Here is a 15,666-nt window from a genome sequence, read left to right as displayed (position 1 = left end):
ATGTGATACCTCAAATAATAAAGGGGATAAAAGCATTAAAGATCCAACCAACAAGGGTAAATGCGATCAATAACAGCGCAAACAAAATAGCCAATAATTTCCATTGCATAACTTGTTTTAAAAGGATGAATTCAGGAAAACTAGCCGCTACAGTACTCATGCAAAATGCCAAAGCGGTTCCCACTGGCAGCCCATTGGTTATCAAACTCTCCATAACAGGAATGACGCCAGTTGCATTTGAATATAATGGGATACCGAGCAAAACTGCAGCAGGTACAGACCACCATTGTCCTTCACCTAAGTGCGCACTGATCCATCCCTCTGGTACAAAGCCATGAAGCGCAGCACCAATACCCACGCCTATAATGACCCATATCCATACTCGAGCAAATATCTCCTTAGACTCAGTTATCGCAAAACTATGTCTATCGGAAAGAGTAAGAGTGACCTCATGCTCAGGTAAATTCGGTGAATCTGAACTAGTTTGTGCGCGCTTTAATGCATCAGCAGCAAAGGATTGCAGCCAACGTTCAGCCTTGATCGTATCGAGAAATAAACCACCTAATATACCTACAGACACACCAATAACCACATATAAAAGAGTGAACTTCCAACCCAGTAAACTCACCAGTAAAAGTACCGCCACTTCATTGATTAAAGGAGAAGTAATCAAAAATGCCATGGTGATCCCAACCGGGATCCCAGCAGAAGTAAAGCCAAGAAATATAGGGATACTCGAACAGGAACAAAAAGGCGTAATGGCACCAAAACCAGAGCCCATTAAATAGCCGACGCCTCGATGTTTGCCTGCAAGGTAATTACGAACTGCCTCAATATTCAGAGACGCACGTAAAAGAGCAATGACATAAATCATGACGATTAAAAGTACGTATATTTTGCTCACATCTTCGACGAAGAAATGCACTGCATCACCCAGCTTACTATCTGGGGATAAAGCCAATATTGTGTATGTAAGCCAATCGGCAAAATCGGTGAATATTTGAAACATTGTGTTTGTCCAAACCATTGGCGAGTTGTATTAGCAATAGCTGCTAACCTAAGCATTAATTAGTCATTTAGGTTGTATTTTGCCGTTTTAAAGCCCAGATAATAAATCATCTGATGGGCAGCATGTGGCAACAATGATGAATGTACATTTTTCTAAGATTTTTGTAGTGACCTAAATCAACATTTAGATAGAGAGCATGAAAATTGACATTTACGTCTATTATAGAAACCTCAAATAAGCCTATCTATTTCAAATTTGTATCAACTAATTTAACTGCTCAACAATATTATAAGCGTAAATAGGATCCAGTTTATTCGCAGCCAAACTATCGCTTAGCCCCATAGTGGATAATCCCGATAATACTGCTAATTTCGCTTGGTCTAGGGGCGAGATCATGTGATACAAACTGGCATTTTTGCGAGCGCCTAACTGAATTTCACGAGTGCGAGTTAAACGTTGTTCTTGATAGGTTTTTAGAGCGGATGCGGTATTGTTTTCAGTCGCTAAATAATGGGCCAAAACATAGCTGTCTTCTATTGCCATGGCAGCACCTTGAGCTAAAAAAGGCAACATAGGATGACAAGCATCACCCAAAAGTGCCACATTGTGATCTGTCCATTGACTCAGTGGTTGTCTGTCAAACAACGCCCAAAGAAAACAAGACTCTGTAGCGGCTAATAATTCAGTGACCTCGGGATGCCAGCCAGTAAATGTTTCTCGCAATTCGTGGATATCACCTGGCTCATTCCAGGATTCTTTTTGCCAATCAGTGCGTTCTTGCACAGCAACAAAATTCACTAGTTCTCCACCACGTAGGTAATAACTCACAAAATGTTTGCCCGGTCCTACCCATAAGTTGGCATTAGGCTTAATGAGTCCTTGGGGCAATTTATTGGCTGCAACTACACCGCGCCATGCCACTTGTCCTGTAAATTGCGCAGCTGTTTGACCTAACATACAGGCCTGTACTTTTGATTTGATTCCATCAGCACCTATTAACAAATCGGCGTCTAGGCTTACTCCATTTTCAAATTGTATACTGAGGTTTTGTGTGGTTTGACAGTAACCTTGAACACCTTGCCCTAAATAAATAGGTAACTGCAAGGCTTCGCAAGCCTGTTGTAAAATAGCGTGTAAATCCGCGCGATGAATATGTACATAGTCGATGCCATATTTTTGTGTGGCGAGGTCACCTAAAGGCACAGTAAAATAGGTTTTACCTGTGTGATAATGACGCATCACCGCAGATTTTGGGCGAAACCCTTTAGTTTTAACTTGCTCAGCTACACCCAGGGCTTGCAATACATGCATTGCATTGGGGCTAAGTTGTAAGCCTGCGCCGACTTCGCCAAGTTGTGGACTTTGTTCGTAAACAGCCACCTCAAAGCCACGTTTAGCGAATGCTAGGGCGGCACACAAACCACCAATACCTGCACCTGCAATAACAATTTTTTTGCTCAAAGCAACTATCCAGTGATTTAAACTCGTTTGCGCCAGATAGTAATATGGTTGTTAGCAGTTTGGCTAGTGCGTTGATCATATTCAAACTGACTAGTGACTTGGACTTCTTTTAATAAATCACACTCCGCCGACATGATCTCAAACAAATGGGCTTCACTACTTAGGTTTTCGCCATTACGTTTAAATCCACCTATCCAATGTTTTTTATCGGTTGTCGCCAGTTCCCATGAATAGCTGCTGCCCAAAACTATTATTCCGCCCGCTTTCACTCGTTCTCTAAGTTGTTGTAACACTACTTCTGGGTGATAACTGAATTCGATAACCCTATGACAAATAGCTAAGTCGTAATGCGTAAACTGCAGTTTAAGGTTATGCCCGTCACCTTGAGCAAAGTGCAGATTTTCAGGTGCTTGTGCAAAGCCTAAGCTTTCAAGGGTGACCTCATGAAAATCGACAATCTCCCCTTGCGTTGGCATAGCATAACGAAGTTGGCCTTGTTCTTTTAAATTAAGACAATGTTGTATGTGCCTAGCGGTAAAATCAATGCCATCCACATGCGCAGAGCTTTTGGCTAACTCAAAGGCTAAACGACCGGTACCACAACCTAAATCAAGTACTTTACTTTGGATAGTGAGATAGGGTTGCAGCAAGGCAAGAATTTGCTGCAAATCGTGCTGACTTTGGTTACTTGCTTGAGCATAATGATGATGTAATAAACGACTAATATCCCTTTGCATCTCGCATTGAGTGACCTCTGTAATTGGCACCTTGGCAACTTTGCTCGACACATATCGAAAACCTGCATGTTGGTAAAAATGTCGACGAAAGGCGTAGCGAGAATCACGGGTAGCTTCATTACCTGTTGAAATCCAACTGCCTCCTTTGATTAGGTTATGCTGCCCATCAAAGGTTGGCGTTGAAAAGTCATCATATAGAGGATGCACTTTAAAACCTTCATAGCCATCAATTGGGCTTTCGGTCCATTGCCATACGTTACCTATCACATCATAAAATTCAGTTTGTTTAAATGTGTCCACTGGGCACGAGGAAGCAAAATGTTCCAAGTTAATATTACCTGGCGCCTTACTCCAAAAGACGAGGTCAGTGTCGAGTTGGTCACGAAGCACTTGCCACTCGGCTTCGGTAGGTAGGCGAACATGATCATCACTAAGAGAGTCCTTCCAATTACAAAACGCCTTGGCTTCAAGGTAATTCACTTCAACCGGCCAATTCAAAGGCAGGGGTATTTCTTCAGTAAGATTACGCTGCCAGTATTGCGCATTTTTGTATCGCCAAAAACGAGGCATTTTAGCTTGAGTAAAGTTGAGCCAACTTTGGCCTTCTTCTGTCCAGTAAGCTGATTTTTGATACCCACCCGCGTTAACAAAGTCCATATACTCTTGGTTAGACACTAAATATTGCGAGGCCGAAAAATTATCCACCTTAATTGGCAGCTTTCCGTATTCGTTATCCCAACCGTAGGTCGCATTTGAATCAGGCTTACCTAAGACTAACTGCTGACCTGTAACATCGAGTAAAGTATTCCTTGGCGCTTTGCCAAAATCAGGACAATTTTTCCAAGCGTTAGATGGTGTCAAATATTCGGTATCAAGCATACGCATGATAACCGAAGAGGTTTCAATGTGAATGCGTTCATGTTCACAACCCATAAGGATCACCCAAGCCAAAGAGTCTTGAGTAATAGGCAAGGTAAGCGGCATGTTGTCAATCAAGTCCAAGAGGTGTTCTTTGACTTGGTCGCGGTATTCAGAAACGGCTTCAACACTTGGCCAGGTATAATTATCTTCAGAAAGGTCGTCCCATGACATCTCGTCAACACCCACAGCACACACTGACTCAATTTGATGATCCACCCGCCCTTGAATAAATTTACCTAAGAGCAATTTATTAACGTAAAAAACAGCCGTGTGGCCATAGTAAAAAATCAGCGGGTGACGCAATGATTCGGGACGTAAATAAAAGGCCTCGTCTTGATTAATCAACGCAAAAAGAGACTCGTAAAGCTCCCAAGTTTGCTCAAAGTAAGCTTTAAGCTCGGCTCGTTTTAGAGCAACATCATTGCCAATCAATAACGGGGGCTTATCTAATTTAATTAATTTTTGTTTAAGCAAAACGTGCTTTCCTACTTTATTCTTGTGCATTTGAACTAGGTTAATTGAGGTTTATGACATTTATGTAATAAGCGAACTTTGGTATTTACTCAGCGTCATTTCCTTAATTTTCACACCTAAATTTGTGCCATTGGTATGGGGCATGTTATGGCAGTAATAATCCATTTTGTTTACCAGCCAGCTATCGTTTTTAAATAAAGATAGTGCACCTAAATTTTCTTGGCCATCTTGTTGATTCTGATGATCGTACAGCGACACTGGTAATGCTTTATCCTCAAATTTTGGCAAAGGTAAGTCACTTTGCCATTTGTCGATCCCTTCAAGCACATTAATAAGAATAAATAACATATTCAAATAAGGATCATAATTTTTACTGGTTGCGCCAATTCTATGTTCAATTCGAGCCGTTTTTCGCCAATCCCCTGAATATTGCAATACAGAATTATCACTGGAAAAAAACAGCGGCTCTAAACCCATAGGCTGATTGTGTTTACCTTTTTCTTTATACAAGGCAATACTACCTTGATGACCGCCAGACAAGATTACCGGTGAACTGAGCTCTGCATCTAAACCATAATCCTGACGTAAAGCTAAACGTTTAAAAGCGTCTTCTTCCGGTAAAAACAACAGGCAACAATTATAACTATTGACCAACAACTCATATTGGATCCACTCGCCAAGTCCTTGCTGCGCAAATAAATTTTCCCCTTGCTGGTTTTCAACACTGACATTCATTTGAATCGCATTAGGAATATGCACAGACCGCGTATCCAATGAAAAAATTGCATCTGAGCCAAACACATACCTGCCTTTATCCGCTCCCCACGCAACGGGCACCATCATCACTTTAGACGCGCCATGTTGACACATTATGCTAGGCAATATTTGCATAGCCAAAGCAAGGTTTTGCGCCTCTTTTAAAGGAGATTGCCCATTAAAAAGTGACACAAACTCCCACTGATTTTTCCAATATTCAGACTTTAATTCACCGTCTATTCCCAGTAGTGCGAGTTTTTTATTGATACCTTGGTAGTCAAGTTTTGGCTGATTAAGCCGTAATTCACACACCCCTTCCAACTCAACATGCACCAAGGTTTTAAAGCCCTTAGCGGCAAGAGTAGTCAGTAAGTGTTGGATGATATCCTGTAACAACATAGGGTTAATTTTGAGTGCTTTTGGTATTAATTTTGTTTTAGTGTAAGGCGCACACAATAACAATCAACATTATTTACCACGACTATGTTTATATTGTGTTTTACAGTAACCACGCAAAATCCCCGCAGGCCTTAGGCTAAGATGTTTAGTTTGCCTGCCACCCATACGTTTTCGCCACACCTTAAACGAGCCAAGTTTCAATTCACTACGCATAAAGCTGACAAGTTGATTGGAATTCAAAGCAAATAAACGCTCTATGGCCTCAAAGGGCGTTCTGTCTTCCCACGCCATTTCAATGATCCGGGATTTTTCTGCTGTATTAAAACTGTGCCTATATTTTTTCATAGGTACTTTTACGGCCAGTTAAAATACTAAGTTCACTTTTATTGTTTACAAGGCAACAAAAAATAAAAACTTTAGATCTAGAAAGGGATTTTATGAGTAATATTTAATTCAACATTTGATTATTACAGGTTTTATATGAACGCCTCGACTTTAATGTGGTTTCGTCAGGATTTGCGGTTAAGAGATAATCCAGCGCTGCACTATGCCTGCGAGAATGGCGCGATTATTCCAATCTACATTTTTGATACTGATTGCCCTGAACAATTTATCCCTGGTGATGCCAGCAAGTGGTGGTTACATCAGTCCCTCAGTGCTTTAAATTTGTCGTTAGATAATCAGCTTCATTTTGCAAAGGGTGAAGCCATCAGGATAATCATGGCCTTAGTTCAAGCCCATAATATTAAAACTGTGGTGTGGAATCGAGGTTACGAACCTTGGCAAATAAAACGCGACACCCAGCTCAAACAACTGTTATCTGCAGCCGGAGTAGAGGTTAAAAGTTTCAATAGCCATTTATTGTGGGAACCTTGGCAAGTATTAAAAAAAGATGAGACTCCCTACAAAGTGTTTACACCTTATTATCGACGTGGTTGTTTATCTAAACCCTCACCGAGAATGCCCGTTGCGATACCGAAAGACATACAAATTGAATATAATCCGCAATGTGACAATGGTCTTGATTCTCTTGCATTGATGCCCAGGATTAATTGGTTTCACACTATGGACAAAATGTGGACGCCAGGGGAAGAAGGCGCAGCAAAACACCTCAGTGATTTTTTACCTGATGGCGCCAAAGCGTACAAAAACAAGCGAGACTTTCCTGACTTAGGCGCGACGTCTAAGTTATCACCGCACTTACATTTTGGTGAAATATCCCCTAATCAAATATGGTACGCCGCTATTCATGCCTTAGATGGCAACACTGAAGATGCCGGTTTAGATTGTTACCTAAGTGAATTAGGTTGGCGGGAATTTTCCCATTATTTGTTGTTTCATTTTCCACATATTCCACAAAAAAACTTCAGCCCTAAGTTTGAACACTTCCCTTGGCGCAGCGATCCCGACTCTTTGATAGCTTGGCAACAAGGTCAAACAGGTATCCCCATAGTTGATGCGGGTATGCGCGAACTGTGGCAAACCGGCACCATGCATAATCGTGTGCGTATGGTAGTGGGGTCATTTTTAGTCAAAAACCTGTTGATAGATTGGCGACAAGGTGAACGATGGTTTTGGGATTGTTTGTTAGATGCTGACCTCGCAGCAAATAGCGCCAGTTGGCAGTGGATAGCAGGCACGGGAGCAGATGCATCGCCTTATTTTAGAATATTTAACCCTGTTACTCAGGGGCAACGTTTTGATCCTCAGGGTGAATACGTTAAACGTTTTTGCCCAGAACTCAGCAAAATGCCAGACAAATACATCCATAACCCATGGGACGCACCACAAAATATTTTGGATTATGCCGGTATTAAATTAGGTTCGAACTACCCTGCCCCCTTAGTGGATTTAAAAGCCTCGCGACAGCGAGCACTCGATGCCTTAGCACAATCTAAACAACAACCAGATGAAGAACCTTCTTAGGCATGGGTGTATTACGACTGATATTAGGTGACCAACTGAGCCATTCATTGGCCAGTCTTCAAGACTGTGACCCAGAGAATGACTGGCTGTTAATGGCCGAAGTGCGAGAAGAAGCCAAATACGTTAAACATCATAAAAAGAAAATCGCTTTTTTATTTTCAGCCATGCGCCACTTTGCCCAGGAATTACATTCTCGCGGCTTCAATATTCATTACACTCAATACCAAGATCAACAAAACCAAGGTAGCTTGTACGGTGAAGTTGTACGGCTTTGCGAACAAAAAAATATTAATAAAATTGTGCTGACTCATCCCGGTGAATACCGTGTATTAGCTGAGATGCAAAGCTGGCAGGAAAAATTAACTATCCCTGTTGAAATTCGCCAAGATCAGCGTTTCTTAGCCAGCTTAGAAGAGTTCTCAGATTGGGCGCAAGGCCGCAAACAGTTACGCATGGAGTTTTTCTATCGCGAAATGCGCAAAGATTGGCATTTTTTGATGGATGGCAACAAACCAGTGGGCGACAAATGGAATTTTGATAGTGCTAATCGTAAAGCTTTACCAAAAGCAATGTCACCACCACAACCTACAAAATTCGAAACCGATTCTATTACCCAAGAGGTGCTGGAGTTAGTAGCAATAGAATTTAACGATCACTTTGGGCAACTGGAAAATTTTCACTTTGCTGTGACCCGTGAGCAAGCCTTAGTGGTGTTAGACGAATTTATCACCCAGCGCTTGGTTAACTTTGGCGATTACCAAGACGCCATGGTGCAAGGTGAACCTTGGATGTATCACTCTCATATTAGTTTTTATCTAAACTGCGGGTTATTAACCCCCAAAGAAGTGATTGAACAGGCCGAAAATGCCTACCGAAATGGCGATGTGCCATTAAACGCCGTTGAAGGTTTTATTCGTCAAGTATTAGGTTGGCGAGAATACGTACGGGGACTTTACTGGCTAAAAATGCCTGACTATAAAAGCGAGAACTTTTTTGAGGCGACTCGCGCACTACCCAATTTTTTTTGGGACAGCAATACCAAAATGAACTGCCTACATCAGTGCATCAAAGAAACCTCGGACAACGCTTATGCTCATCATATCCAGCGCTTAATGATATTAGGCAACTTTGCCTTATTAGCGGGTCTGCATCCTGATGAAGTCAACCAATGGTATTTAATTGTCTACGCCGACGCTTACGAATGGGTAGAAATGCCCAATGTTACTGGCATGATCTTATTTGCCGATGGCGGCCTACTGGCCAGCAAACCTTATGCCGCCAGCGGCAGCTATATCAACAAAATGTCCAACTATTGCAAAAGTTGCCAGTATAAGGTCAAACAAAAAAACGGCGCCCAAGCCTGCCCTTTCAATTATTTATACTGGGATTTTTTAGACAGAAACAAAGAAAAACTAGGCAATAATCCACGCTTAGGTATGCCTTACCGCACACTCAATAATATGTCTGACGAAAAACGCCAAACTATCCAACACGATAGTCAAATATTTTTCAAAGCATTAGAGAGCAATGAAGAAGTCTGAGTTACCCAGTAAAATTTGTCCGGTTTGCGAGCGCTCATTTACTTGGCGCAAAAAATGGCAAAGGTGCTGGAATGAAGTGAAGTATTGCTCGAAACGTTGTGGCCAAAAGAAACATGCCTAGTATTTTTAGTGGTTAGGGATCACACAGAAAGAGATTTGTACTAACCTTAACTGCATGTTCTCTTTTCACCCACAACCTCTCTCAACAGGATAACCATATGTACCCTCCTACTCATTCAATTCACTCCTTATTTGACCAGTTAGGTCTTGAAAGTACTGATGAAGCCATTAATAGATTTGTGGCTAAACATGGTTCACTTGCGGCCAAAGTCAAATTACACCAAGCCGACTTTTGGTCTGAATCCCAAGGGGCTTTTTTAAAACAAATGACAGAAGAAGATGCCGACTGGGCTGAAATTGTAGATGAGTTAGATGCCATGCTTCGTTAATAGCTCAAAATCAGCTGTAAAAACGTTTTAATAAGCTTGATAGAACATTGACTAGCCATGCCCCCCTAAAGGGTGCGCGTAACCGCAACCACGCATTTTACGTTATTGGTCATCACTCATCATTGCCCCTAACACAGGGCGTGCGATGCAACGAGCAAACCAAGCGTCTACATGAGGAAAGGCTGATAAGTCCCACTCCATAAATAAAGCCCAAGCAACCAATACAAATAAATGTGTGTCGACAATAGAATATTGATTAAGTAAAAAACGTCGCTGAGCCAATGCAGCATTTAGTATTGCGAAACAGCGATGCATATCTGCTTTTGCTTTGACTAAGGCTTCGGGGCGTCGTAGTTCAACTGCAACAAAATCTTGTGAACCTTTTTGGACGGCACCGGGCGCCTCAGGTGACAATTGTGCGGCAAGTTTACCTGCGGCATCGGCTAAATTAAGATTCGACCATACTACCCATTTCATAGCTTCCCCGCGACTGGGACCTAACGCTGGAAACAAGGCCTTTTCGACGCCAAAAGTTTCACCAAGATAAAGCGTTATTGCGGCTGACTCCCAAATAGTCACACCATCATGAATGATGACGGGCACTCTGGCGTTTGGATTGATTTTCAAAAATGACTGGGACTGCGTATCACCGGCATCAATATCTAATTCAACACCTTGATAATCTAACTCTAACTCCGCAAGAACAGCCTCAGTGATACTGGATGTAGACATGGGAGCATAATAAAAAGTAATACTCATTTTGTGCCTTTAGAAGAAAGCCGTTGTTTGAAGATTAAATTGCAATACATTAATTTAGGTATAAAAATCAACTCTCACTAGCGTTTTATTTACAAACTATTCCACAATAACTGAACTTTTATTGTGAAATTTATAATTGCTTTTGAGCTGCTTCCAACTCATTGTTCAAGCGATTTTCTTCATCCGCTTTAGGTTTAGTAAAGCGTGCTAATGCATAATACAACACAGGGGTTAAAAACAACGTAAATACCACAGCCAAACCCAAGCCACCGAATACTACCCAGCCAATGGCATTTCGAGCTTCTGCGCCAGCGCCTGTAGACAAAATAAGTGGTAAACCACCTAAAATAGTAGAAACTAAGGTCATCATTATTGGCCGTAGGCGTACTTTCCCAGCTTCAATAATCGCCTCTTTAACGTCCATACCTGCATCACGCAACTGATTAGCAAATTCCACCAGCAAAATGGAGTTTTTAGCTAACAAGCCAATCAACATCACTAAGCCAATTTGCGAATATATATTCACTGATGTATCAGTAAGATAGAGCGCATAGACAGCCGCAGCTATACCAAATGGCACGGTTAACATCACCACAAAAGCACTGTTAAAACTTTCAAACTGTGCAGCCAACACCAAAAGCACGATCAAGAATGCTAACAGATAGGTCAACATAACTTGTTGGTTAGTTTCTTGATAGGTCAGCGCCTCACCCAAAAACACCACGCCAATACCGGCTGGTAAACTGTTATTGGCGAGTTCTCGGATCGATGTCACGGCTTGCTCAATGGTAATCTCAGCAGGCAAGTCCATTTCTAATTCTATTGCGCGGCGCTGCGCGTGACGCTCAAGTTCAGCCGCCACACCTTCCTCGGTGACATAGGCCACGCTAGACAAGGGCACTAAACTACCTTTAGTAGAACTAACATATAAATTGAGAATACTGGCGGGGTCTAACGAATTTCGGTTACTTGCCTGCAAGATTATTGGCACCGCTTGATCACCAATATTTAAATCAACAATGTCATCGCCGTTAATAGCCGCTCGCAATGTACGTGATACGTCATTAAAGGCCACACCTAATTCTTCCGCCCTGCGTCTATCTATACTCACTCTCAATTGAGGTTGAGTCGGCTCATATGAAATTTTAACGTCTCCTAGCTCAGGTAGCCTATCCTCAATTTTTTTTGAGAAATCTAATGCAGCTTGATAAATTTCTAAGTAGTTGTCACCGGTTAAGGCCATTTCAAAACCACCACCAAATCCACGTAAATTTAAACTGTTGCTACCAAATGCACGGCCAGGTGCCCCTGCGACTTCGGATAAAAGTGGACGCAATTCGTCAATAATTTCTTGTTGTGAACGCTCTCTGTCTTCCCAATTCGCTAGAGGGACAGTAAGAAACAGGATATTCGGATCCCACCGCCCTACTACTGTATAAATCGACTCAACTTCTCCTAAACTGAGGCTGGGCAATAAAAGTGCTTCGGTTTTAAGTGCTTGCTTGTCCATAAAATTGATACCTGTGCCATCAGGACCACGAGCAAAAATACGTATAACACCTCTGTCTTCAGGTGGTAATAATTCGTTATCCAAATTGATAAACACAAAATAAGCAGCGGCTCCGATTAACGAACAAAGAATAACAACCGCAACGGAAAACTTTAAAACAAAATGCAATGAAGATTCATAAGCATCCACACAAGCGGTGCCAAAGCGACTTAATAAATTCGGCTGTTTTTGTTTAGCGAGATCAATTGCAGGGATAGTTGCGGTAAGCGCTGGCACTAAAGACAAAGCCACAAAAGACGAAATAATTACACTTCCCGCTAACACACCGCCGAACTCTCTGAATAATCGCCCGGCTGTAGAAGGTAAAAATGCTATAGGCACAAATACCGCGACTAATACGGCTGTCGTAGCCACTACGGCAAAAAACACTTCCCGGGTGCCTATCACAGCCGCCGCTCTTGCTCCCATACCGGCGGCTCGGCGGCGCTGAATGTTTTCGGACACAACTATGGCATCGTCTACTATCAATCCCGTCGCTAACACTAAAGCCAATAAGGTCAGGATATTAATCGAAAAACCAAACATCCAAAGAATAGCCAATGAACCAATCAGAGACACTGGTATCGCTAAAGCAGGGATCAAGGTTGCTCTAAATTTTCCAATAAACAACCATAAGGTGCCGATTACCAAAGCGATAGTAAACACCAATGATTGCAGCACTTCATCTACCGAATCACGAATAAATTCAGCGTCATCAGAGGTCACTGTCATCTCCAAATCTGGAAAGCGTTGCCGCAAACTATCCAGCATAGATAAGATTTCATCTGAAATTTCGATAGTATTTGAACGTGCCTGCCTTATCACACTTAAACCAATGACAGGCTTGCCATCTAGACGTACTATGGAGCGCAGGTCAGCAGGGCCAAAATAGACACTGGCTACATCCCCTACTTTTACATCACCAGCAATAATAATCTCGCGCACGTCTTGTTCAGTTACCGAAGTTGCATCGGCGCGCACAATTAATTGGTGATCAGTTGACCGAATACTCCCTGCTGGCACATCAAAAGGCGCGGTACTCAAAGCATTGGCCACGTCAGAAATTGATAATTGGAAACTCGTTAATCTTAAATTATCTACGCTAACTCGCAATACCCTCTGACGATCCCCATCAAGACCCACATCTGCTACGCCGGGCACATTTAAAAATAGCGGTGCCAAGTCGGTTTCAACTATATCTGTCAGTGTTTCTAAATCGTACTTTGCGCTAGATATGGCAATATTCACCACACCTTGTGCGTCGTTGTCAGCTTTGACAATGGCCAATTGTTCCACTTCTTCGGGTAAACGCCTTTGAATACGTGCTACAGATTCTCGTGTTTCATTGGCCGCATCTTCAATATCAATACCGGGGCGAAACTCCACGCGAATTCGACTATTTCCTTCTTCACTTTGGGCCCGAATTGCTTTTACACCACTGACTCTTGCCACTGCCCCTTCTAGTCGGCTGGTCACTTCGGAATCTACTGTTTCTGGTGCAGCGCCCGGATAATTGGCTGTAACAGTGATGATTGGACGGTCAACGTCAGGCAATTCACGAACCTCTAAAGCATAAAAAGCGGCAATCCCTGCTGTCACAATCAATAGATTTAAAACTAAAATCAGCACAGGTCTGCGGATTGACAATGAGGGTAAATCGTCTTTGAAAAGGGTGTTTTTTAACACTAGCCTGCAACCTTCTGAGTAGCGTGTTTTTGACTGACGTTGACACCTTCGTCTAGGGCATTTTGAATCAATAACGTTTGGCCATCCCGTAATCCTTGGATACCTTCAACAATCAATGTTTGTCCATCTCTCAGATTACCAGTAACCAAGATCCTACCTCTTAATCTTTGCTCTACTTGGACTGCTACCCGTTTAGCTTTTTTATCTTCAGCTAACCACACAAATGCACCGTTTGCTCCCCAAGATAACGCCGCCTCGGGTATAGCGACATATAATTCTCCCCGCACCTCTAACGTGACCCGAAAACTCATACCAGGGCGATATTCATCTTTTTGATTATTCAGCAAGGCTCTAGCGCGAATTGTTCGGTCTTGAACATTTACTCGGGAGTCAATTTCCGCCACTTTAGCCGGTAATAGCGTCATTCTGTCGGTCCAAGGTTGCAATTGCACAGTGGGCTTTTCCATTAAATAAGACACTGCTAATTCCGGCGCTACAAAGTTAACAAAAAGAACCCTTCTATCATCTATGGTCGTAATCTCTACTTGTGGCGAGATACGATCACCCACTTCCACATCAGTTAAACCTACAATCCCATCAAAAGGTGCACGTACTAATCGGTTTTCTTTATTTTCTTTTGCCTCAAGTAGCGCGACCTTAGCCAGTCTGAAAGCCGTATTAGCATCATCAACGTCTCGTTCGGTCACGGCCCCCTGTTTGAAACTTTTTTTGACTCGATTAAGATTAAGCTCGGCATCCTCTAACTGAATCTCCGCCCGTTGCAAATTAACATCTTGCAGTCTGCTATCTAACTCCAGCAGCACCGCCCCTTTTTTAACTGCCTGGCCAGGCACAAAATTTAAAGCGGTGACTTCATCTGATACACTTGCAAAAAGACTCACTGCTCGCTTAGCTTGCGCCGTTCCAACAGCCTCAATCAATGACTGCTCATATTCAAAACTTAAGCGCGACACCACTACAACACGGGGGCGATCAACACCTTGATATTGTGCCGCACTTGGAAATGTAAACAACAATAATGAGCACGTTAACAGTGCCATAATAACTATGACGAAACGAGAATACATCGAGACTAGATTCCTTAGGTTTTATCCGATAGCGAGATTAGAACTGTAAAATACACAAAATCAATCACCTTTTTTAGGTTTTTTGTCAGTGAGCGTCAGGCTTGTAACACATTAGCAATAAGCAACCAAACTTTTGGATTCACACCTAAACCCATATGTGAGCCTGTTACTTCCAGATTAATTGCATGTTGGTTGTAAATATCAACCGAAGCTTGCCACCCCACTACACCATCTGATTTACTGTAGATAGAAGTAACCGGCTGGGTTAAACCAATAGCATTTCGTTGGTGAACTTCTAATTCAAATTGGTCTAGGTCAATATCGTTTAGTTTCGCGTATCTTTTACCTACAGAGGTAAATTTTGGTCCACCAATGATAGGGGTGCCCAAAGTGATGACTTCATTAACAACATCAGGAAATAATCGGGCGACTTCTCGCGTCAATACTCCCCCCAAACTCCAACCAATAAGGGTCACTTTTACACCACCTAAATCTTGAGAAAGTGATTCCACTCTATCTCCCAATCGCATCATGTCGGTATTAACCTTACCCATATTGCGACCCATTTCAGTGTAATACACCTTATAGCCAAGGTATCTTAGGTAAGTCCCAAGGGGACGCATAGAATAATCATCGGCTAAATAACCGGGCACTAACATCACTGGTTGTCCATTACCTTTCGGCGCTTTTTTTAAGGCGCCTGCATGTAATGCAAGTGACGCAAATTCAAAAGGGGCTCTTACCTCTCGAAAAATATCAAATAAACTGGGCTTAAGTAATTGTGGCGGTAAAGACAAATCGATAGTCACACCAGGATCTCCGTAAACTTATAAATACTCACGCTAAACTATTAAGATCAAGTGTATGTGTTGAAATCTTCACTCACACTTTTTTAGTGTATTTTAGGCAAT

13 protein-coding genes are annotated in these 15,666 nt (G+C 42.3%); 4 read left to right on the top strand and 9 right to left on the bottom strand.

All coding sequences use genetic code 11. The annotated features are described in order from the left end of the window. Nucleotides 1–10: 10 nt before the first annotated feature. The 5 genes from AAC000_RS06540 to AAC000_RS06520 all read right to left on the bottom strand — a co-directional run bounded on the left by AAC000_RS06540 (nt 11) and on the right by AAC000_RS06520 (nt 6,102). Entirely contained in the window at nt 11–1,009 is a 999-nt protein-coding gene (locus tag AAC000_RS06540; RefSeq protein WP_339721157.1) for a permease, read from the bottom strand. Nucleotides 1,010–1,273: 264 nt separating this feature from the next. Further along, nucleotides 1,274–2,470: an FAD-dependent monooxygenase gene (locus AAC000_RS06535; RefSeq protein WP_339721155.1), complete on the bottom strand. Its 1,197-nt coding sequence runs from the start codon at nt 2,468–2,470 to the stop codon at nt 1,274–1,276. A gap of 17 nt (nt 2,471–2,487) precedes the next feature. Continuing rightward, nucleotides 2,488–4,602 (bottom strand): 5-histidylcysteine sulfoxide synthase, encoded by a 2,115-nt coding sequence (gene ovoA, locus AAC000_RS06530; RefSeq protein ID WP_339721153.1) that lies wholly within the window; start codon nt 4,600–4,602, stop codon nt 2,488–2,490. A 60-nt stretch (nt 4,603–4,662) separates the two neighbouring features. After that, complete coding sequence (locus AAC000_RS06525; RefSeq protein ID WP_339721151.1) at nt 4,663–5,757, bottom strand: hypothetical protein; 1,095 nt, start codon at nt 5,755–5,757, stop codon at nt 4,663–4,665. A gap of 69 nt (nt 5,758–5,826) precedes the next feature. Beyond that, nucleotides 5,827–6,102: a TIGR03643 family protein gene (locus AAC000_RS06520; protein ID WP_339721149.1), complete on the bottom strand. Its 276-nt coding sequence runs from the start codon at nt 6,100–6,102 to the stop codon at nt 5,827–5,829. Between the two features lie 135 nt (nt 6,103–6,237). On the opposite strand from AAC000_RS06520, the gene AAC000_RS06515 reads away from it, so the two are divergent. The 4 genes from AAC000_RS06515 to AAC000_RS06500 all read left to right on the top strand — a co-directional run bounded on the left by AAC000_RS06515 (nt 6,238) and on the right by AAC000_RS06500 (nt 9,673). Continuing rightward, a complete protein-coding gene (locus AAC000_RS06515) occupies nt 6,238–7,683 on the top strand; it encodes a deoxyribodipyrimidine photo-lyase (protein ID WP_339721147.1) in 1,446 nt (481 codons plus the stop codon). Between the two features lie 2 nt (nt 7,684–7,685). Beyond that, nucleotides 7,686–9,224, top strand: coding sequence for a cryptochrome/photolyase family protein (locus AAC000_RS06510; protein ID WP_339721146.1), 1,539 nt, complete (start codon nt 7,686–7,688; stop codon nt 9,222–9,224). Then, nucleotides 9,211–9,345 (top strand): DUF2256 domain-containing protein, encoded by a 135-nt coding sequence (locus tag AAC000_RS06505; protein ID WP_339721144.1) that lies wholly within the window; start codon nt 9,211–9,213, stop codon nt 9,343–9,345. The genes AAC000_RS06510 and AAC000_RS06505 overlap by 14 nt, the downstream gene beginning before the upstream one ends. A gap of 97 nt (nt 9,346–9,442) precedes the next feature. Next, nucleotides 9,443–9,673 (top strand): DUF2789 domain-containing protein, encoded by a 231-nt coding sequence (locus tag AAC000_RS06500; RefSeq protein ID WP_339721142.1) that lies wholly within the window; start codon nt 9,443–9,445, stop codon nt 9,671–9,673. A gap of 102 nt (nt 9,674–9,775) precedes the next feature. Here the strand turns inward: AAC000_RS06500 and AAC000_RS06495 are convergent, their stop codons facing one another. The 4 genes from AAC000_RS06495 to AAC000_RS06480 all read right to left on the bottom strand — a co-directional run bounded on the left by AAC000_RS06495 (nt 9,776) and on the right by AAC000_RS06480 (nt 15,564). Beyond that, nucleotides 9,776–10,432, bottom strand: a complete 657-nt coding sequence (locus tag AAC000_RS06495; RefSeq protein WP_339721140.1) for a glutathione S-transferase family protein — start codon at nt 10,430–10,432, stop codon at nt 9,776–9,778. 130 nt (nt 10,433–10,562) lie between these two features. Beyond that, complete coding sequence (locus tag AAC000_RS06490; protein WP_339721139.1) at nt 10,563–13,667, bottom strand: efflux RND transporter permease subunit; 3,105 nt, start codon at nt 13,665–13,667, stop codon at nt 10,563–10,565. Next, nucleotides 13,667–14,755: an efflux RND transporter periplasmic adaptor subunit gene (locus tag AAC000_RS06485; protein WP_339721137.1), complete on the bottom strand. Its 1,089-nt coding sequence runs from the start codon at nt 14,753–14,755 to the stop codon at nt 13,667–13,669. The genes AAC000_RS06490 and AAC000_RS06485 overlap by 1 nt, the downstream gene beginning before the upstream one ends. Nucleotides 14,756–14,850: 95 nt before the next feature. After that, nucleotides 14,851–15,564: an alpha/beta hydrolase gene (locus tag AAC000_RS06480; RefSeq protein ID WP_339721135.1), complete on the bottom strand. Its 714-nt coding sequence runs from the start codon at nt 15,562–15,564 to the stop codon at nt 14,851–14,853. Nucleotides 15,565–15,666: the final 102 nt, after the last annotated feature.

This window comes from uncultured Paraglaciecola sp., assembly GCF_963977085.1.
Classification (GTDB): domain Bacteria; phylum Pseudomonadota; class Gammaproteobacteria; order Enterobacterales; family Alteromonadaceae; genus Paraglaciecola.
Note: the sequence above shows the minus strand (reverse complement) of the source record. Positions and strands in the feature narration are given on the sequence as shown.

Coding starts and splice junctions, on each gene's coding strand:
- AAC000_RS06540 (WP_339721157.1), bottom strand. CDS start 1,009: ATGTTTCAAATATTCACCGATTTTGCCGATTGGCTTACATACACAATA.
- AAC000_RS06525 (WP_339721151.1), bottom strand. CDS start 5,757: ATGTTGTTACAGGATATCATCCAACACTTACTGACTACTCTTGCCGCT.
- AAC000_RS06520 (WP_339721149.1), bottom strand. CDS start 6,102: ATGAAAAAATATAGGCACAGTTTTAATACAGCAGAAAAATCCCGGATC.
- AAC000_RS06515 (WP_339721147.1), top strand. CDS start 6,238: ATGAACGCCTCGACTTTAATGTGGTTTCGTCAGGATTTGCGGTTAAGA.
- AAC000_RS06510 (WP_339721146.1), top strand. CDS start 7,686: ATGGGTGTATTACGACTGATATTAGGTGACCAACTGAGCCATTCATTG.
- AAC000_RS06505 (WP_339721144.1), top strand. CDS start 9,211: ATGAAGAAGTCTGAGTTACCCAGTAAAATTTGTCCGGTTTGCGAGCGC.
- AAC000_RS06500 (WP_339721142.1), top strand. CDS start 9,443: ATGTACCCTCCTACTCATTCAATTCACTCCTTATTTGACCAGTTAGGT.
- AAC000_RS06495 (WP_339721140.1), bottom strand. CDS start 10,432: ATGAGTATTACTTTTTATTATGCTCCCATGTCTACATCCAGTATCACT.
- AAC000_RS06485 (WP_339721137.1), bottom strand. CDS start 14,755: ATGTATTCTCGTTTCGTCATAGTTATTATGGCACTGTTAACGTGCTCA.